The 19,172-nt window shown below is 40.6% G+C and carries 19 protein-coding genes and 1 riboswitch; of the genes, 9 read left to right on the plus strand and 10 right to left on the minus strand.

Annotation, left to right across the window (positions count from 1 at the left end; all coding sequences use genetic code 11):
* The first annotated feature begins 75 nt into the window (after positions 1–75).
* Positions 76–2,589: a TonB-dependent receptor domain-containing protein gene (locus LV83_RS06255; protein ID WP_111610691.1), complete on the plus strand. Its 2,514-nt coding sequence runs from the start codon at positions 76–78 to the stop codon at positions 2,587–2,589.
* 323 nt (positions 2,590–2,912) lie between these two features.
* Here LV83_RS06255 and LV83_RS06260 read toward each other — a convergent pair whose 3' ends face one another.
* From LV83_RS06260 to LV83_RS06270, 3 genes are all read right to left on the minus strand, one after another.
* Complete coding sequence (locus LV83_RS06260; protein WP_111610692.1) at positions 2,913–3,893, minus strand: pyruvate dehydrogenase complex E1 component subunit beta; 981 nt, start codon at positions 3,891–3,893, stop codon at positions 2,913–2,915.
* Positions 3,894–3,976: 83 nt separating this feature from the next.
* Positions 3,977–5,347 (minus strand): NAD-dependent succinate-semialdehyde dehydrogenase, encoded by a 1,371-nt coding sequence (locus LV83_RS06265; protein WP_211320460.1) that lies wholly within the window; start codon positions 5,345–5,347, stop codon positions 3,977–3,979.
* Positions 5,344–5,742, minus strand: coding sequence for a rhodanese-like domain-containing protein (locus tag LV83_RS06270; RefSeq protein WP_158530518.1), 399 nt, complete (start codon positions 5,740–5,742; stop codon positions 5,344–5,346). Before LV83_RS06270 ends, LV83_RS06265 begins: the two co-directional genes overlap by 4 nt.
* A gap of 68 nt (positions 5,743–5,810) precedes the next feature.
* Here LV83_RS06270 and LV83_RS06275 point away from each other — a divergent pair, with 68 nt between their 5' ends.
* Positions 5,811–6,323: a metallophosphoesterase family protein gene (locus tag LV83_RS06275; protein WP_111610694.1), complete on the plus strand. Its 513-nt coding sequence runs from the start codon at positions 5,811–5,813 to the stop codon at positions 6,321–6,323.
* 229 nt (positions 6,324–6,552) lie between these two features.
* Here the strand turns inward: LV83_RS06275 and LV83_RS21470 are convergent, their stop codons facing one another.
* Positions 6,553–6,696, minus strand: a complete 144-nt coding sequence (locus LV83_RS21470) for a hypothetical protein (RefSeq protein ID WP_170124560.1) — start codon at positions 6,694–6,696, stop codon at positions 6,553–6,555.
* 166 nt (positions 6,697–6,862) lie between these two features.
* On the opposite strand from LV83_RS21470, the gene hisS reads away from it, so the two are divergent.
* The 3 genes from hisS to LV83_RS06290 are packed head-to-tail and all read left to right on the plus strand — an operon-like array spanning position 6,863 to position 9,605.
* Entirely contained in the window at positions 6,863–8,227 is a 1,365-nt protein-coding gene (gene hisS, locus LV83_RS06280) for a histidine--tRNA ligase (RefSeq protein WP_111610695.1), read from the plus strand.
* 38 nt (positions 8,228–8,265) lie between these two features.
* Positions 8,266–8,601 carry a YbaB/EbfC family nucleoid-associated protein gene (locus LV83_RS06285; protein ID WP_111610696.1) on the plus strand — a complete coding sequence of 112 codons (336 nt, stop codon included), beginning with the start codon at positions 8,266–8,268 and terminating at the stop codon, positions 8,599–8,601.
* Positions 8,598–9,605 (plus strand): glycosyltransferase family 2 protein, encoded by a 1,008-nt coding sequence (locus LV83_RS06290; protein ID WP_111610697.1) that lies wholly within the window; start codon positions 8,598–8,600, stop codon positions 9,603–9,605. The genes LV83_RS06285 and LV83_RS06290 overlap by 4 nt, the downstream gene beginning before the upstream one ends.
* Here LV83_RS06290 and LV83_RS06295 read toward each other — a convergent pair.
* Positions 9,602–9,820: a PspC domain-containing protein gene (locus LV83_RS06295; protein WP_091695064.1), complete on the minus strand. Its 219-nt coding sequence runs from the start codon at positions 9,818–9,820 to the stop codon at positions 9,602–9,604. The two genes, LV83_RS06290 and LV83_RS06295, sit on opposite strands and share 4 nt — an antisense overlap.
* 157 nt (positions 9,821–9,977) lie before the next feature.
* Between LV83_RS06295 and LV83_RS06300 the strand changes: the two genes are divergently transcribed.
* Positions 9,978–11,684: a hypothetical protein gene (locus LV83_RS06300; RefSeq protein ID WP_158530520.1), complete on the plus strand. Its 1,707-nt coding sequence runs from the start codon at positions 9,978–9,980 to the stop codon at positions 11,682–11,684.
* A gap of 14 nt (positions 11,685–11,698) precedes the next feature.
* On the opposite strand, the gene LV83_RS06305 is transcribed toward LV83_RS06300, so the two are convergent.
* Positions 11,699–12,460: a creatininase family protein gene (locus tag LV83_RS06305; RefSeq protein ID WP_111610699.1), complete on the minus strand. Its 762-nt coding sequence runs from the start codon at positions 12,458–12,460 to the stop codon at positions 11,699–11,701.
* 85 nt (positions 12,461–12,545) lie between these two features.
* Between LV83_RS06305 and LV83_RS06310 the strand changes: the two genes are divergently transcribed.
* The 3 genes from LV83_RS06310 to LV83_RS06320 all read left to right on the plus strand — a co-directional run bounded on the left by LV83_RS06310 (position 12,546) and on the right by LV83_RS06320 (position 14,939).
* A complete protein-coding gene (locus LV83_RS06310) occupies positions 12,546–13,535 on the plus strand; it encodes an isoaspartyl peptidase/L-asparaginase family protein (protein WP_111610700.1) in 990 nt (329 codons plus the stop codon).
* The gene (locus LV83_RS06315; RefSeq protein ID WP_111610701.1) at positions 13,532–14,275 is read left to right on the plus strand and encodes a copper homeostasis protein CutC; all 744 of its coding nucleotides are present in this window, start codon (positions 13,532–13,534) and stop codon (positions 14,273–14,275) included. Before LV83_RS06310 ends, LV83_RS06315 begins: the two co-directional genes overlap by 4 nt.
* Before the next feature lie 202 nt (positions 14,276–14,477).
* The gene (locus tag LV83_RS06320) at positions 14,478–14,939 is read left to right on the plus strand and encodes a CBS domain-containing protein (protein WP_111610702.1); all 462 of its coding nucleotides are present in this window, start codon (positions 14,478–14,480) and stop codon (positions 14,937–14,939) included.
* 331 nt (positions 14,940–15,270) lie between these two features.
* Here the strand turns inward: LV83_RS06320 and LV83_RS06325 are convergent, their stop codons facing one another.
* From LV83_RS06325 to LV83_RS06340, 4 genes are all read right to left on the minus strand, one after another.
* A complete protein-coding gene (locus LV83_RS06325) occupies positions 15,271–16,443 on the minus strand; it encodes a trans-sulfuration enzyme family protein (protein WP_111610703.1) in 1,173 nt (390 codons plus the stop codon).
* Between the two features lie 102 nt (positions 16,444–16,545).
* A riboswitch (SAM riboswitch) is annotated at positions 16,546–16,648 on the minus strand.
* A 169-nt stretch (positions 16,649–16,817) separates the two neighbouring features.
* Positions 16,818–17,378, minus strand: a complete 561-nt coding sequence (gene pth, locus LV83_RS06330; protein WP_111610704.1) for an aminoacyl-tRNA hydrolase — start codon at positions 17,376–17,378, stop codon at positions 16,818–16,820.
* Positions 17,379–17,457: 79 nt separating this feature from the next.
* On the minus strand, positions 17,458–18,036 hold the full coding sequence (locus LV83_RS06335) for a 50S ribosomal protein L25/general stress protein Ctc (RefSeq protein WP_111610705.1): 579 nt from the start codon (positions 18,034–18,036) through the stop codon (positions 17,458–17,460).
* Between the two features lie 24 nt (positions 18,037–18,060).
* On the minus strand, positions 18,061–18,987 hold the full coding sequence (locus LV83_RS06340; RefSeq protein WP_111610706.1) for a ribose-phosphate pyrophosphokinase: 927 nt from the start codon (positions 18,985–18,987) through the stop codon (positions 18,061–18,063).
* Positions 18,988–19,172 lie beyond the last annotated feature (185 nt).

The raw sequence follows: 19,172 nt of genomic DNA on the forward strand, positions 1-19,172 counted from the left end.
AAAGGGGCTTCAGACACATATTTAAAACGGTCAACTTTCTTTCGCCAGACTAAATAAGACATTATCCTACTACACATGAAAAAGTTTTTGAACATTATCGCAGCTCTTCTACTAATCAGCACTAGCGGCTCTATTGCCCAGCAGACTTCTGGAAAAGCAACTACTCCTGCAAAAATCGTTGGAATTGCCAAGGATGCGAATACCGGTGAGCCTGTGGGCTATGCCACTGCTGCGTTATATACGCCAGGAAGTGATACAAACGTCGCTGGTGCAGTAGCTGATGGTGACGGGAAGTTTTTTATCACAGGTATGGAGCCAGGAAGCTACGAGTTGAGAATCAGTTTTTTGGGATTTGAAACAAAAACTATCTCTGGTATACAAGTCTTGTCGAAGACCGGAGATGTGAATATCGGCGAAATCGAAATGTCTGACGAAGGCTTAGCACTGGAAGAAGTGACTGTACAAGGTCAGCGTGATTTAATTGAAGAGCGTGTGGATCGTACGATCTACAAGGCTGAAAACGATAGAACTACTGCGGGTGGTGATGGTACGGATGTGATGAGAAGAGTACCAATGCTATCTGTGGATTTGGATGGGAACGTTTCGATGCGAGGAAGTAGCAATATTACTGTGTTGATCGATGGTAGACCTTCTGCTATTGCGGCAAGTAGCATTACTGATGCCTTGAAGCAGATTCCTGCTGAGGAAATTAAAGAAGTAGAAGTGATCACTTCGCCTTCAGCTAAATATGATGCAGAAGGTACTTCTGGTGTGATCAACATCATCACCAAAAAGAATAACCTTCAGGGAATGTCTGCAAACATTCGTACAGGTGTTGGTCTAAGAGGATCAGATTTGGGTCTTAATGCAAGTGCAAGAAAAGGTAAGTTTGGGTTCACACTTGGAGGTCATGGTAGATCAGGTTATAATATCAATGGTAGTTTTGCTAACCAGCAAATAGTGACTAATCCTGATAATTCCATTTCCACCATCCAACAATCTGCTGATACCAAAAGCAATCAGCTTTTCGGAAGATATAATTTCGGGGTAGATTATGAGGTCAACAAATATAATTTCTTAACTGCTGCTGTAAATTTTGGAATAAGAAACAGAAGTAGCAACCAAGAAAATTTCCTATCACAAAACTATCTTGATGGTGAGTTAGTAAGAACTGCGCTTAGAGAAACAGACACTAAAGACAACTCGAATTCAGTAGATGTTAGCTTGAATTATACAAAAACGTTTGAGGAGAAAGGAAAAGAAATTTCTTTACTGACTTTATATAGCAGAAACAACGGAGAGAACTCATTTGTAAATACACTTTTCGAGGAGGATATGTCCACAATCGATTCAAGATTGAAGAATGACAATCCAAGCAAAAATGAAGAGTTTACAGTTCAACTAGACTTAATAGAACCACTTGGAAAAGATGGTCAGTCTATTTTAGAGTATGGCGCCAAAAACATCTTAAGAAAAGCCTACTCTGACTTTGCTTACTTCCAAGCTGATGGAGCAGATGGAGCTTATGTAGAGAATCCAAATCCAAACTTCAGTAACGCGTTTAGTTATGATCAAAATGTAACTGCTGGATATGTATCATACACTGCTACATTGTTTAAAAACTACACAATCAAGCCAGGGATCAGATATGAGTACACTACTATCAATGCAGACTTCAAAACTGAGACTACTTCAGCTGATATTCCTTCTTATGGAACATTTGTGCCTAGCCTGAACTTGAGTAGAAAACTTGCAAACGGTAACATGATCAAAGCTTCTTATAACAGAAGAATTTCTCGCCCATCGCTTAGATTTTTGAATCCAAATATTGATTCTTCTAACCCACTTCAAGTATCTCAAGGTAATCCAGAATTGGACCCAGAATTCACTGATAATTATGAGTTAGGTTATAGCACCTTCTTCAAAAACACAATGGTAAGTTTTAGTGGATTCTTTAGAAATACCACTGGTTCCATTCAGTCAATCAGAACTGTAGCTGAAGACGGGGTGATCTACACGGGATTCGATAATATCGGCCAAGAGAATGCTGTAGGAACTAACATCTTTACAAACATTAGTGTGAATAACAAAATATCCTTGAACGCTAGTGTGGATGCCTATTATGCGATGCTAGACAATGGACTTACAGATCCAACGTACGCAGCATCTAATGAAGGATTCGTAATCAGTGGACGTTTATTTGGTAACTATTCGCTTCAGAATGATTGGCAGATTCAGGCCTTCACTTTTGCTAGAGGTCGTCAGGTTCAGTTACAAGGTTCATCTGGAGGATTCTACATGTACGGAATGGGAATCAACAAGCAGTTTGATGAGAAGAGAGGTACAATAGGCTTCGGAGCGGATAACTTCCTTACTAAGGAATTTAAGATGAAGAATGAAATCAACACAGCTACCATCGTTCAGAATAGCACGAACATCATGCGAAACATGAACTTCAAAATTAACTTCAGCTACAGAATCGGCAAGCTAAGTGTAGATCAGAACAAGAGAAAGAAGAGATCTGTTACTAACGATGATTTAAAAAGTGGAAGCGAAGGTGGAGGAGCTGAAATGCAGCAGAACAAATAATTCAGAATATTAAATAGTAGATTGGGTTACATTGGTGAAAGCCCGCCTTTGAGTTAGGGCGGGTTTTTTTGTTGTCTTTTAACCGCGGGGGCACAGAGTTTAGCGTAGAGATCACGGTAAGAAACACTCTTTGTTTTAATTCTTTAAGATTGCCTAGTCCTGGTAGGCCTAGATCTTAGTTTGAATTCTCTGACTGTGTCGGGTCTTGTAGTTAGCTATCGTTTGTGTCCCAAGAATGGTTTTCAAATCTGAGTTTCTGGTAAAACCAAAAAGCCCGAATTCAAATCAATGAATTCGGGCTTTAATATGATAGACCAGTTTTACTAGTCTTTATAGCAGACTTTCTTAATAGCATCTACAGTTCTCTTTACATTTGGCAAGGTAGCCTCGATGTAAGTAGGAGAGTAGCTCAACGGAATATCCATGGAATTCACACGAATTACTGGAGCATCTAGGTAATCAAATGCATAGCGCTGGAAGTGATAGGTCAATTCAGAGGAAATTCCTGCGATTGGATTAGCTTCTTCTACGATCACTACGCGGTTGGTTTTCTTAACCGACTCAACACAAGTAGCATAATCTATAGGTCTAACCGTTCTCAAATCGATGACTTCAGCTTCGATGCCTTCTTTTGCCATTTCTTCTGCTGCTTCCAAGGCCACTTTCATCATTTTACCGAATGAAATAACAGTGACATCTTTTCCTTTCCTCTTGACGTCAGCTACACCTATAGGAAGCAAATACTCTCCCTCTGGCACTTCACCTTTGTCAGAGTACATCACTTCGGACTCCATGAAAATGATTGGATCTGGGTCCCGGATGGCAGCTTTTAGAAGGCCTTTCGCATCGTAAGGGTTAGAAGGAACGATCACCTTCAATCCTGGAGTATTGGCAAACCAATTCTCGAAGTTGGAAGAGTGAGTAGCTCCCAATTGACCAGCATTCCCTGTTGGGCCTCTGAAAACAACTGGTACGCTGTAAGCTCCACCTGACATGGCTAGCATTTTAGCAGCGGAGTTGATAATCTGATCTATTGCTACTAGAGAGAAGTTGAAAGTCATGAACTCAACGATTGGCTTAAGACCGTTCATCGCAGCACCTACCGCAAGTCCAGAAAAACCAAGCTCGGCGATTGGCGTGTCGTAGATTCGATCAGGACCGAATTCATCCAGCATACCTTGGGATACTTTGTAAGCTCCGTTGTATTCAGCAACTTCTTCGCCCATCAAAAAAACGTCTTTATCACGTCTCATCTCTTCGGACATTGCCTCTCTTAGGGCTTCTCGAAACTGTAGTTCTCTCATTAGTTTATGACAAAATTTTGGCTCGTAAAAATAGAAAGGAATTGGCCAAAACCAAAAATAAAGCCTGCTTAATCCCTAATAGATTAGCCCAAATACACTGTTTTCGAATTAACAAACTCCAAAATCCCAAATCTGCTCAATTCTCTTCCGTAACCGGATTTTTTTACTCCTCCAAAAGGCAGGTGTGGATTTGATGCAACCATGGCATTAATGAACACTGCCCCTGTTTCGATTTTGCTTGCTAACTCCTCCGCTCTTTCTTTGTTTTCAGACCAAATCGAACCCCCTAATCCAAACTCTGAATCATTGGCAAGAGCTATGGCATCATCTTCATTTTTAACTTTGAAGATGGTGGCTACAGGACCAAAAAGCTCCTCATAATAAGCCGGTGCATTTGTTGGGATATCAGTTAAAATGGTAGGTTGGAAAATGGCTGAATCTTCATCAGGTTCTTCACCTCCCAACAGAAGAGTGGCTCCGGCTTTTACAGATTCATTTATCTGGGTATACAACTCCTTGGCTAAATCTGGTCTCGCCATGCAAGCAAAATCTGAGTTTTCACCCATCGGATCGCCTTGTTTCAACTTTCTAAAATGCTCAACAAAAAGGGTCATGAAATCCTCGTAAATATCTTCCTCCACAATAAATCGCTTAGCAGCAATGCAGCTCTGGCCAAAGTTGATCATTCTAGCTTTCACTGCAGTTTCTGCTGCAGACTTGATGTTGGCATCCTTTAAGACGATGAAGGGGTCGCTGCCTCCTAATTCAAGTAAAGATTTTTTGATATACTTACCTGCAGTTGAGGCTACAGCAGCACCTGCTTTCTCGCTCCCAGTGAGAGTGACCGCTTTGATTCTCTCATCTTCAATCAGTTTATTGGTGGCTTCGGAGTCTATCAGAAGGCTTTGGAATGTGCCCGGTGGAAATTCAGCTTCAGTAAAAACTTCTTCTATGGCCAAGGAGCATTGTGGAACGTTTGAGGCATGTTTTAACACCCCAACATTACCAGCCATTAAAGTTGGAGCAGCAAAACGGAATACCTGCCAAAAAGGAAAATTCCAGGGCATCACAGCTAAAACAATACCGAGGGGCTGATGGATAACTTTAGCTTTTGCGCCGTCAGGCAGATCTATCTTCTCTGCTTTTAAGAACTCAGCCGCATTCTCGGCATAATATTCACAGACCAAAGCGCATTTGTCAACTTCTGAAAGTGATTCTTTGAATACTTTTCCCATTTCCTGGGAGATAATCGTAGCATACTTCTCACGTCTGTCTTTCAAAACCTGAGCTGCCTTATTCATCAAATCAGCTTTATGGGTGAAATCGGTATTTTTCCAGGTAGAAAATGCAACTGATCCAGCGCTAAGCTTTTCCTCAATTTCTTTTTCAGTTAATGGATTAAATTCTGCTAATAACTCCCCTGTGTATGGGTTGATAGATTTTATTAATGTCATTTTTCTATTGGTTTTCCTGCTTCTTGCCAAGCGTCTATTCCTCCGTCCAGAGAATACAGGTGTGTAAATCCAGCCTCCCGCATCATTTTGGCTGCTTCACCTGACCTACCACCTACTTTGCAGTAAATCAAATAAGTTCTGCTTTTGTCTAGTTTGGCGATCTCGTTCTTGAAATTGCCACTGTTAAAATCAATGTTTATAGCTCCAGGCAAATAACCTTCAGACATCTCGTCAGCTGTTCGGACATCTAAAACTCTTACGGCGCCTTTATTTTTCATTAGTCCTTCAAATTCTGAAGGGTTAAGTGCCTTTACTTTTGCGGATTGTGCTTGTACAAAATTGAAGTTGACCAATGCAAAAGCAATTAGTAATACGAGGATTTTTTGAAGTTTCATGATTTTACATTTGATGTGAAAATTTGGCATTCCATATTGAATGGAAAATTTAGCAAGATTAAATCCAAATGCCTACCAAGATAGCCCTCATATCAGATTCACATAGCTATATAGACCACAAAACGCTCGCCTATTTGGATGGGGTAGATGAAATCTGGCATGCCGGAGATATTGGAAATTTTGCGGTAATGGATTCATTACCCAAAGGAAAGCCGGTCCGGGCTGTTTTTGGAAATATAGATGATCAGGAAATGCAGCGAACTTATCCTGAGTGGTTAGAATTTACGCTGGAAGGAGTGAAGGTCTTGATTACTCACATCGGGGGCAAACCTCCCCGCTACGCCAAAGGTGTAAAAACTAAAATCAAAGAATCATCGCCAAACCTGTTTATCTGCGGACACTCACATATCTGCAAGGTGGAGTATGACAAGACAGTGAGTTGCCTCTATATGAACCCTGGAGCTATAGGGCAGCATGGCTTTCATGTGATGCGGACTATGCTGTTGTTTGATTTGGAGGATGGGCAGGTAAAAAATCTCCGAGTGGTGGAGTTGGGGAAGAGGGGGAAGGTGAGTGTTTGAGTTTTCAGTCGCAGTGATCAGGTGCAGTAGATAGAGTTTTCAGTGGCAGTTTTCAGTCGCAGTCTCAGTCGGTTTTGGAATTGACCTCTGTGCCGTGGTTTGTGTCTCACAAACCACTCGAGTTCACATTATTTCTAATGTCTTGTGTCTAACGTCCTAAGTCTCAAAAAAAATATATACAAAAAAAGGCGATCAAATGACCGCCTTCCATGTTTAACCGAAATAAAGATTATTTCGTGAAAGACTTCTTAAGCTCTTCAACGTCCACGTTTTTGATTACAGGCTGAGCAGACAATTGCTTGATCTTAATCACACGTGTGGTCTGAGATTGTCTTTTTCTTTTAAGTTTTCTCTTCAGTGTAGTAACTGCCATGGTCGTATATTTTTAATAGTATTGTTTCGAAACGAGTCGCAAAAGTAAACAAACATTTCTTTTCTGCCTAAAATAATTTGGGATTTAATTCTTTGACTTTCATGATATCAGGGACTGTTTCCTTTTTTTTGAATAAATTTGGCAGCTAATCACCAAAAAATAAGCTATGCAAAAGCCGAGTCTGCCAAAAGGAACCCGAGATTTCGGGACCATCCAGATGGCCAGAAGAAATTACATCCTAGATACGATCAAAGGCACTTTTCAACTTTTTGGCTACAATCAGATCGAAACTCCAGCAATGGAAAATCTCAGTACGCTGACAGGGAAATATGGCGATGAGGGAGATCAGCTGCTTTTCAAAATCTTGAATAGTGGGGACTACTTAAAGAATGTTGGCGCAGAAGACTTGGAAAATGGTTTTAAGAAGACATTGCCTAAAGTGTCTGAAAAAGGGCTTCGTTATGATTTGACGGTTCCTTTTGCCCGCTTTGTGGTAATGAATAGAAATGAGTTGACTTTTCCTTTCAAGCGCTTTCAGATTCAACCAGTTTGGAGGGCAGATCGACCTCAGAAAGGGAGATACCGTGAGTTTTATCAATGTGACGCGGATGTGGTGGGAACGGATAGTTTGCTTTGCGAAGCTGAGATCATTCTGATGATTCGATCAGTTTTTGAGAAATTGAAGCTGAATGATTACAGCATCAAACTGAATAATCGAAAAATTCTGACCGGAATTTCTGAGGCAATCGGAGAAGCTGGAAAAGAAGCACCGCTTTGCGTAGCGATAGATAAACTGGATAAAATAGGCTGGGAGAAAGTAAAAGAGGAGCTGAGTGAGCGAGGTTTTGCAGCAGATTCTGTGGAGAAATTGGCACCGCTGGTTAAGTTAGATTCTGATCAAGCTGGAAAGTTAGATTTTCTAAAGAAATTCTTAGCCAGCAGCGAGATTGGGCTTCAAGGAGTACAAGAACTGGAAGAAGTGTTTCAGATTTTAACGGACATGGGCGAAAATCTGGACTTTGTGGAATTGGACATTATGCTGGCTCGTGGTCTTTCGTATTATACCGGAGCTATTTTCGAAGTAAAAGTGAACCATGTATCGATAGGATCCGTGAGTGGTGGAGGTCGATATGATAATCTCACTGAAAACTTTGGTCTTAAGGAGAAAATGTCTGGGGTTGGGTTTAGCTTTGGTGTAGATCGCTTGTACGATGTTCTGGAAGAGCTGGATTTGTTTCCAGAAGATAGTTTGCAGAGCACGAAGATTCTATTGACACACTTTGACCAAAAGGCTTATGTGTATGCTTTAGGTCTCCTGCAGAAATTCAGAGCTGCGGGAATCAAAGCAGAGCTCTACCCCGATGTTACCAAAATGAAGAAACAACTTGATTTTGCAGATAAAAAAGCAATTCCATTTGTAGGGATTTGTGGAGATGTGGAAATTAAAAGTAATGTAATAGCGTTGAAAAATCTTGAAACTGGAACTCAGGAATCTGTAAGTTTAGAAGAAGCAATCGCGCGACTGAAATAAAGTGAATTCACGATCATAAAGGTCTTAAATAGAATAATATGTTTGATATCATGGGCATGATGGGCAAAGTGAAAGAAGCCCAAGCAAAAATCAAAGAAACTCAAGCTAAGCTTGTGCACCTCACTTCCACTGGTGAATCTGGTGCTGGTATGGTGAAAGTCACCGTGAACGGTGATCGGAAAGTAGTAAGTATAGACTTTGATGATTCATTGATCTCTCCAAAGGACAAGGAAATGTTGAGTGACCTAATTGTAGCTGCTACAAATATCGCAATGACGTCTATCGACGTGAAAATCAAAGCTGAGATGAAAGCTGCCACAGAAGGTATGATGCCAAATATCCCAGGAATGGATCTAGGCAACATGTTTGGATGAAACCCTGTGCCATCGTCATACTGAATTATAATGGGGAAGAAATGCTGAAGACATTTCTTCCTTCTGTTTGTATGCATAGTATTTATGACGTTTGGGTGATAGACAATGCAAGTGCTGATGGTTCAATTAATTTTTTAGATAAAAACTATCCTCAGGTTCTGCAAATCAAACTTGAGGAGAATTTTGGTTACGCTGGAGGATATAATGCTGGGTTGGCTGAAATCAATGGTCAATATGAATATTACATTCTATTAAACTCAGACGTGGAGGTTACCGCTGATTGGGATTTAGACCTGATCACTTGGATGCAAGCTCACTTAGATTATGCTGCTCTTCAGCCGAAAATTTTGTCGTGGAAAGACAAAAACGTATTTGATTATGCTGGTGCAGGAGGCGGATTTTTGGATGCCTATGGGTACCCTTACTGCCGGGGTAGAATTTGGGAAACTATAGAAAAAGACTCCGGGAAATATGATGACGTAAGTGAAGTGGATTGGGCTTCTGGTGCATGCATGGTAGTGAATGCATCAGTATTCCACGAATTGTCGGGATTTGATTCAAGTTTTTTTGCGCACATGGAGGAAATAGATCTTTGTTGGAGAATGCGCAGGTCAGGCTGGAAGGTTGGTTATTATGGGTCGGTAGAAGTCTTTCATTTGGGTGGTGCTACGCTAGATAGAGCAAGTCCCAAAAAATTATACTTGAACATAAGAAACAGTCTAAGTATGATTTATAAGAATGAAAGTTCATCAAGATTTTTCAAGATTTTTGTGGTCAAGTCTTTGTTAGAACATCTTGCTGCAATAAGTTACCTAAGCCAAGGCAAAAAAGAATTTTCAAAAGCTGTTCTAATTGCTTACAAAGACTTTGGAGAAAGAAAGATTGAAATGAAGAAATTCCAACCCATAATGGATGGAAGAAAAGAAGTGGCTAGAAAGGGAAAGGTGAATTTGATCTTTTGGAACTGGAAAGTGTTAGGGAAAAAGACGTTTGATCAACTTTAATCGAAAAGAACTGGGTTGTTCTTTTTCCTGAAGAACTTTCTGATTTTCATTGTCATCGCCATGCTCACGTAAAGTATAACCGGTGAGCCCATCGTAACAAATGAGGCATAAATAAAGAATAAACGAATGCTGTCGATAGGAAAATTGAGTTTTTCGCCTAAGCGTGAACAAACCCCAAAGGCTCTTTCTTCGAAAAATATTTTCAACTTTTCCATGGTAATAGGTGGTTTCGTTAGGGTAAATTTAGAAAAAAGTTCGGTGAAATAATAAATAAGAATGCTAGACCAATTGTTTAAGAAAAAGCCTGTTTTATTACTATTTATTTTGTTCCCTCTTCTTTGCGGGTCAATAATGATGCCCGAAACCGACTTTTTGGAAGATTCTCAAGTGATTCCAGGTAAGCTGGAATTCATCAGAGATTCAGTAAGATTTGAGGTTACCGGTACCATTCCTATTGAATCTGTACTTAGTCCCAAAAACCCAAAAGTTAATATCCTCTTTAAATCCTCTGAAAATTCTTTGCTTTTTGAAGAGCTTGAGTTGACCAAAAATGTCTCTTACTATTCCTACAGTAAAGAGTTCGTCCTCGCCTATGAGCCTTGGATGGAAGGAGCTTTTTTGGAAGTTCAATTTTTTCAGGGGAAAAAGGCTCAGGAGGAACCCTATCAGAAGAAGGTTTTAGCTCGCGGAGTGATTACCACGCCATTGCTGGCGAAAGTAGGGAAGGTGAATTTTGATGAACCAATTCCGCAAGTAGGACTTTTTATTTCCACTGGAGTTATGGATACGGATCTTTCACGTTCGAAGGAATTTTTAATCAAGTTTGATGCTGGGTCTTCCAGTATCAAAATGAACAGTGCAAATGCTCAAGTTATTGCAGATTTGAAAAATTTTTTAACGGAAAACTCTTCAGTCTTATCTTTTAAAATTACTGGTGTACAGTCTCCTGAAAATGCAGAAGGGAGTAGCAGCAAGCTTGGAATGGATAGGGCAGAGGCAGTAAATAAGCTGCTCAAAGAATCTAATATTACAATAAGAGATAGCCTAATAGAAGTGACTTCTAGATGGAATGATTGGTTTGATTTCAGGTTGTTATTGAGGGAATATGAAAAGATTTCCACTCAGCGCAAGGATCAATTTTATGCGGTATTGTTGGATGAAGCAGATTATCAAACTCAAGCTCAAGGATTAAGAAAGATCACAGGTTTCAACCAAGTGGCAGGTGATTTATTTCCAAGTCTTAGGGCAGCAAAAATTGAAGTAGTTGCAAAACCTCTTCCAGGACTTAACCAAGCTCAATCTTTGGTACTTCAAAAAGCTTTGGAACAAAGTACTGCGAGCTCAGAGCTTGATATGGCTGATTGGGCGATCGCTGGAGAAACCACACCTAGGTTAGAGGATAAAGCTAAAATCTACAGTAAGATGACTGAGCTGTTTCGCTCTGTGATACCTTATAATAATTTAGCTGTAGTCAAGATGCGTTTAGCGCAGCGTACACTTGACCAGGAGACGAAGGATTTACTTTGGAAAGAAGCGAATGACCTGCTTTATCAAGCTGCTAAAATTGATACGAATCCATATGTGCTGCATAATCAAGGACAGATCATGGTGCTGCAAGGCAAGACATGGGAGGCATACAAGAAACTTTCTGATGCTTCTGTTCTTACACGGAATGAGGATTTCCTCAAGTATAATGAAAGTTTGAGGGGTGCATTAGATATTTTGAGAGGTGATTATAAGTTGGCGACGCTACGTTTTGATTACGATTACACTGAGCCAAAGGAATTTTTCAATAAAGGCTTAGCCTATTACTTGTCCAAGGATTTTAGCAACGCAAGTTTGTCTTTCGAAGAGTCCGTTATGGCAGGTCGTAATTATGGTTATGGCTTTTATGGATTGGCATTGATCGCAGCACAAAGTGGTCAGGCAGAAGTCGCTTTATTGCAATTGGATAGAGCTATTCATGCAAGTGAATTGCTTTATCAAAAAGCATTGGTTGATCCGATTTTTGAGGAATTACGATCCTCTGAGGAGTTTTTCCAGATTTTCAGGCCTGCTACAAGTGAGAAGGAGGATTGACTTCTTCGAGAATATTATTTGTATAAACTCCCTGCTTTCGCTTCGCAAATATCCAGCATTAACTGGGCTACTTTATCGGTCACGTCTTCAAAATACTTCTTGCCCTTTTCAGGAGATGATTTTTTGGGATTGCCGATTCCTGTATCTTCAGTCACCTCAGACCATTTTCGCTCAGCCCACGCCCATTTTTCCTGAAGACCTTTAATAGTGGATTTTTTCTCAGCTCCATCTCCAGCTTGTTCCAGTGGCAAAACCAACTCGGGATGTAGATGCATAATGATGGATGTTTCCATTTCATCCGCGTGATCCCCAGCTTCTTCAAAATACATTGTTTTGTCCAGCGCCTGAAACCAGTTGCAAGTGAATAGCATCATCTCGGGAAACTGTAGCCCAAGCTCACGTAGCATCGTTTTAAAGTCATTTCCTCCATGACTATTTACGATCAAAAGTTTCTTCGTTCCTTGCCTATCCAAACCTGTAATGATGTCTTTCAGAATCAATAATTGGGTACTGGGATTCAGATTGATATCCAAATAAATATCTGACTGTCCTGTATTCACACCAAAAGGAATTGTTGGCATTATTGTCACATTAGCTCCTTTTTCCCAAGCTTTTCTGCCTGATTCTCTAGCCACTGCATCCGCCTCATAGACATCGGTGCCGTAAGGCAGGTGATAGTTGTGCGCTTCTGTCGCTCCCCATGGCAATACAGCTAGTTCAAAGCGATGATCTTTCAGCGTTTTCCAGTTGGATTCTGCAAGTAGGTATGAGTTCATAGATTGATTTCAAATGAAATTAAGGATGGTTAACCTATTTAGCTTCAATTTTAATAATTTGAGGCCTGATTCTAAATTAACTCGAATGTCACAAAGAAGAAAATTTATCAAGCAATCCCTACTGGGCTCTGCCTTATTTATACCAGGTGTATCTACCATCGCAGAAGCAAAATCACCTGCACTTTTCAAGGGGGAAAAACCGCTGATCCTATCCACCTGGAATCATGGCCTACCTGCGAATGCTGCAGCGGTGGAAAAGCTAAAGTCTGGGGGAAGTATCATCGATGCTGTGGAGACTGGTGTAAAGGATACAGAATTGGATCTGAGTAATCTTTCAGTAGGTCTACAAGGGCTACCAGATCGGGAGGGAATTACTACGCTAGATGCTTCTATCATGTCAGGAGATGGGGCTTGTGGAGCAGTGGCTTTTGTAAGGCAGGTGAAGCATCCCATTTCTTTGGCTAGAGTAGTGATGGAAAAAACTCCTCATGTGATGATTGTAGGTGAAGGAGCCAGGCAATTGGCAATAGCTGAAGGATTTCCCATAGAAAAAGAGGAGCTGAGCCCAGGTGCAAAAAAAGCATATTTGAAATGGAAAGAAACTAGCCAATACAAACCAGTGATTAATATAGAAAATCACGATACGATCGGAATGATCGGTATGGATGCGAAAGGAAATATGGCTGGAAGCTGTACGACCAGTGGACTTTCCTACAAAATGCATGGTAGAGTGGGCGACAGTCCAATTATTGGCGCTGGTTTATTTGTGGACAATGAAGTCGGCGCAGCCACGGCAACAGGACTTGGTGAATCAATCATTCGAATTTGCGGGAGTTTCCTAATCGTAGAATTAATGCGTCAGGGTAGAACTCCTCAGGAAGCTTGTGAAGAAGCAGTTAAGCGTTTGATAGCCAAAAACAGCAAAGACATTAAAGATATTCAGGCAGGTTTTCTTGCTATGAACAAAGATGGAGAAGTCGGTGCTTATGCCGTTCACCCAGGTTTCAACTTTGCGCAAGCGACGCTACAAAATAATGTAATGATTGACTCAGGCTCTCATTTCAAAAAAGGATGAGTAAAATAACCTTAGAATCCCCAGTTTTCAATGTAGAGGCTGCTTTAGATGCAGTTCAATTTGGCGTGGATAGATTGGAGCTTTGTGCCAATTTTCCAGAGGGAGGAGAGACGCCAAGTGCTGGAATGCTCAAGTTCCTGAAGACTGAGATCGATATTCCGGTTTTTGTGATGATCAGGCCAAGAGGAGGTGATTTTCATTATTCTCAGAAGGAGTTGATGGTGATGAAGCGGGATATCGAGTTGCTAGGTGAGCAAGGAGCGGATGGTTTTGTGTTTGGAGTACTAGATAAGCAGGGGTTTGTGGATTCGGATTCTTGCCAATCACTTTTAAGGGCAGCTTCTGGAAAACCCTGCACTTTTCATCGTGCGTTTGATGCTTCAGCGGATTACTTTGATTCTTTGGAGAAAATCATTTCATGTGGATTTAACCGTATTTTAACTTCAGGTGGGCAAAGCTCTGTAACCGAGGGTTTAGAAACACTCAAGCAGTTGTTGGTAAAAGCACAAGATAGAATTAGCATCATGCCGGGCGGAGGAACCAAACCTCAGCATGTTATAGAACTGAAAAAAACTGGGTTTTTGCGAGAAATCCATGCGTCATGCAAAACCTGGAAAGCTTCATCGAATCAGTTTGTCAACCCGAATGTGTTATTTTCTGATGATCCAAAATCATTTACTCACCATCTTAGAATCGATCAAGAAGTAGTGAATGAGTTTTTGAATGTACTAGCAGAATAAGAGTAATTGTTTAGCTTTTTAATTAATGGGGAATAGAGTTGCTATGATTTAGTGACTCTATTCTCATTTAGGGTAGAAGTGTTAATTTTGAAAAGTCTTTTTATTTAGAAATAAAGTACTGATTTATTATATTTTTTGAATTATAATTTTTACTTGTAGTGTATTATCGGTAATTTATTCTTTCATCCTTAATTTTTAAGCTATGGTAAAAAGTTTTCAGGGGGTTAGAATGGCTGAGCCTAAAAAAGCCCCAATTCCGCAAATTCTTGTCAAAGAGTGCATGAGTACTAAGTTGATTACTTTCAAACCTGATGATACTATTGATCAGGTGATGGAGGTGCTCACCAAGCGAAAAATATCTGGAGCGCCGGTTATTGATGCATCTGGGGCTCTAGTAGGAATCATTTCGGAGGTAGATTGTCTCAAAGAGATCATAAAAGGGAAATACACGAACACGCCAAAATTCCCTGCAAAAGTAAGTGAGCATATGTCTGTAGATGTGATGACGCTTTCGCCAGACTTATCGATTTTTGATGCTGCTTCGAAATTTTTGGAACATGGGTATCGACGTTTTCCAGTTATGAAAGATGGCCAGCTATTGGGACAAATCAGTCTCAGCGATGTGATCCGTACCTTTCCTACCCTGAAACAGACTACCTGGTAAAATAGTATATTGGTTAAAGTGTAAATGCCCCCAAAAGTCTCAAAACTTGAGGGGGCATTTTTTTGGTTTGTTAACCGCAGAGTTCGCAAAGGTTAACACAGAGAACGCAGCTTTAAAAGTTATGATAATTGTCTGCCTGAGCGAAGTCTAATCCTCATTTGGAGCTTATTTGTTAGTCAAGAGATTTTCAGATTTGATTCAAAATTGCTTTGGTTTTCAATATACAAGTACAACCCTTTCGATTTTCCACCAGGACGGTCAAGCAGCTCAGGATGAAAATGCTGATTACTGATCTCTGCGACTGAAAAACTGGACACTCTTCAATTCATACTCATTTCGAACCCTCAATAGCTCTTTCCATATCCTGAATAATGTCTTCATAATGCTCTAAACCTACCGAAAGTCTCACCAATCCGTCTGATATCCCTACCTGAGCTCTTTCTTCTACTGATAATTTGCTGTGCGTAGTCGATGCAGGATGCGTAATGATGCTACGACTATCTCCCAGATTTGCAGTGATAGAAATCATCTGAAGCTTATCAATAAAGCGTTGTGCACGTTGAACGCCTCCTTTTAAATCCAATGTGATTACGCCGCCGCCTTGACTCATTTGTTTCTTGGCGATTTCGTACTGAGGGTGAGATTTCAGGAAAGGGTATTTTACTCCAAGTAATTCAGAATTTCCTTCAAAGTATTCCGCTACTTTCAAAGCATTGCTGCAATGTCTATCCATTCTTAGACCAAGAGTTTCCATGCTTTTTGCAAGAATCCAAGCATTGAATGGAGATATGGAAGGGCCAGTATGTCTAGCGAAAAAGTGCACTTCTTTCATCAGATCGGCTTTTCCTAAGATCAGCCCTCCTAGAACTCTTCCCTGACCATCAATGTATTTGGTAGCGCTGTGAGTCACGATATGAGCTCCCCATTTTGCTGGCTGTTGAAGGTAGGGAGAAGCAAAGCAGTTGTCCACCACCAAAATCAAATTATGCGCTGCCGCAAATTTTCCAGCCCATTCAAGGTCAATAATTTCCAGTCCCGGATTGGAGGGAGTCTCTATGAACAGCATTTTGGTGTTTGGCAGCACTAACTTTTCCCAATTCAAATAATCAGAAATATCACCGTAAGTCGAAGTAATTCCCCATTTAGGAAATACTCGTGTCAACAGTTGGTGTGTTGATCCAAAAAGTGATCGGGCAGCTAGCACATGATCTCCTTGCTGAAGCAGTGCAGCGATACTTCCAAACATCGCTGCCATGCCAGAAGCTGTCGCAAAACCATCCTCCGTTCCTTCTGCTGCACAGACTTTTTCTATTAAGTCACTGGCGTTCGGGTTGGCGTATCGGGAATAGATATTACCTTCAATTTCATCTGCGAAAGTTGCTCTGGCTTCTTCAGCAGAATCAAATGTAAAGCTTGAAGTAAGGTAAATAGGAGCAGAGTGCTCTCTCTGGCTGGATTTGGAAGGGGAGATCCGTACAGAATTAGTTTCGAAGTGCTTACTCATTATTGATCAGTTTATATTTTGACATGACTAATCAAGCAGATTTGAGAAAATCAAACCCGGAGGCGGTTAAAGAACTAAAAGGGATTATTTGTGAAGTAAGCCAATCTATAGTTCCCGCGAAGGGTAGGATTTGGCACCGTTCTCCGTTTCGGGATGGTTGCCAGAGGGTCTTTGAGCCTAATCTCTCGCCTCTTCTTTATAAATCAGTTGCCTGAAGTGATGCAAAGAAAGAACGGGATTCGGGGAATTCCAAATCTTATTTCATCTGTTTAATAATTGTTTTTAATGGTCAGATGGAATCTCGCATTCTAAATAATGAGTTCATTGTATGAAAGTTGCATCATACCTATCTATCTAGGGCAGGCTCGATTTCATCAATCGTTAAATTGGTTCATGGTGCGCTCTATTCCTATTGCACAAAAACTGAGAGTCATATCTATTGCTTTGTCCATCACAGTGGGTAGTTCAGCAAATTCATCTTGCGTAAATTTTCCCAAGACAAAATCGATTTGTCTGCCCTTTGGGAAGTCGTCCCCAATGCCCATCCTTAATCTTGGATAATTTTGACCACCAGTAAGTTCCTCGATGTTTTTCAGGCCATTATGACCTGCCGCACTTCCTTTTGGTTTCATGCGAAGTTTCGCAAAAGGAATGGCGACATCATCTACAATTACTAGCGTGTTTTCTTTCGGGATTTGTAGTTCTTTCATCCAATAATTCATCGCCTTGCCACTTAAGTTCATGTACGTGGTTGGTTTGATGAGATGGATGGTTCGGCCCTTGTGTTTGAATTCGGTTTTGAAAGCGAGTCTATCACTTTGCCAAGTGCATTCTTTTGCGTCAGCCAGTCTGTCCACTGTCAAAAAACCAATGTTATGTCTGGTGAGTTCGTATTCTTGGCCTATGTTCCCTAGACCAATAATTAGGTATTTCATTTTCCTCTAGCTAGTCGGCTTGAAAATAAAAAATCCTGCCCAGTTATGGGCAGGATTTTGAATGATTACGAAAAAGGAATTATTCCTCTCCGCCTTTCTTGCCTCTAAGTGCTCTTGGAATACCAATAGTCACGATAGAAACGTTAGGGCTTGTCAGGATTTCAAAGCCTTCTACACTTAGGTCTTCAACTTTGAATGATTTACCTAAATCAAGGTTAGAAATATCAACTGGGATAGTGTCAGGAAAATCTTTTGCAAGACCTTTCACCTTCAATACTCTAGTTTTCAATTCTAATTTACCACCTTTAGCAAGTCCTGGGGAGCTCCCTGATACTTTTACAGGGATCTCAAACTTAATCGGCTTGTCTTCTGCATAAGCTACGAAGTCAGCGTGAAGAAGTGCCTCACTTACTGGGTGAAACTGTGCGTCTTTCAGTACGGCTTTGATGATGGTTCCTTCGATGTTCAATGCTACCATGTGAACTTCAGGAGTGTAAATCAATTCTCTGAAAAGGATGATCGGAGAGTAGAAGTGAATCTGCTCTTTGATACCAGGTCCGTAAACCACGCAGGGAACATTACCTGATTCTCTCAATTCAGAAAGACTGGCGCTGTCGAGATTTGCTCTTTTAAACCCTATAATCTCTAGATTTTTCATTATGTATTTGTATTAAATTGGTTCTTAAATGAACAAAGAACTGATAGAAGTATTTCCAGTCACGGCGTGAATTGCCTTTGCGAATAGATCTGCTACTGTCAATACTCTGATTTTGGATGATTGTTGTTTTGGGAAAATGGTGTCCGTGATGACCAATTCTTCCAATACTGAATTTTCGATGTTTTCGTAGGCTTTTCCAGAAAGTACGCCATGTGTTGCAATAGCTCTCACTGAATTAGCTCCTTTCTCCATGACCATTTCGGCAGCTTTGCAGAGCGTGCCTGCTGTATCTACCAAATCATCCACAAGAATAACATCCTTACCCTCTACATCCCCGATTACCTGCATAGAAGCAATCTCGTTGGCTCTTTTTCTGTGCTTGTCACAGACCACCATTTCTACTTCAAAATGCTTGGCATAAGCCCTGGCTCTAGCTACTCCTCCTACATCTGGTGATGCAAAAATCATGTCCGGTAACCGTAGCGAATTCAAATAGGGCACAAAAATAGCTGATCCATTCAAATGATCCAAAGGTATATCGAAAAAACCTTGAATTTGTCCGGCATGGAGGTCACAGGTCATGATTCGATCTGCTCCTGCTGAAGTGATCATATTGGCAATTGCCTTAGCTGCAATACTCACACGAGGCCTGTCCTTCCTGTCTTGCCTGGCGTATCCGAAATATGGAATTACCGCGCATACTTTGTAAGCACTGGCTCTTTTGGCAGCATCTATCATCAGACAAAGCTCCAACAAGTTGTCACTTGGAGGTGTGGTACTTTGTACCAAAAAGACTGTACAACCTCTTATGGATTCATCAAAGCTTGGTGATAGCTCACCATCACTGAATTTAGAAAGTGTAAGATCGCCTAGCTTTTTGCCATAGTTTTTAGCGACTTTTAGTGCAAGTGATTGGCTGTTGGTGCCTGAAAAGATTTTAACCTCGGACATGGTTAGTTGTTTTTTTCGGGAAAGATGTGGAATGGAATTAAGATCAAAAGTAATAATTTTTGAATGGAAGGCTATGATACTTGTTGTTGATTCAGAATATTATGTTGATTTCTGAAACTATTAAGGATTATCCTAGAATTAAGTTATGGTGTAACAATGAGTAGTAAGCGTAACATATTTTAGCC

This window comes from Algoriphagus yeomjeoni (genome assembly GCF_003259505.1).
GTDB classification, from domain to species: Bacteria; Bacteroidota; Bacteroidia; order Cytophagales; family Cyclobacteriaceae; genus Algoriphagus; species Algoriphagus yeomjeoni.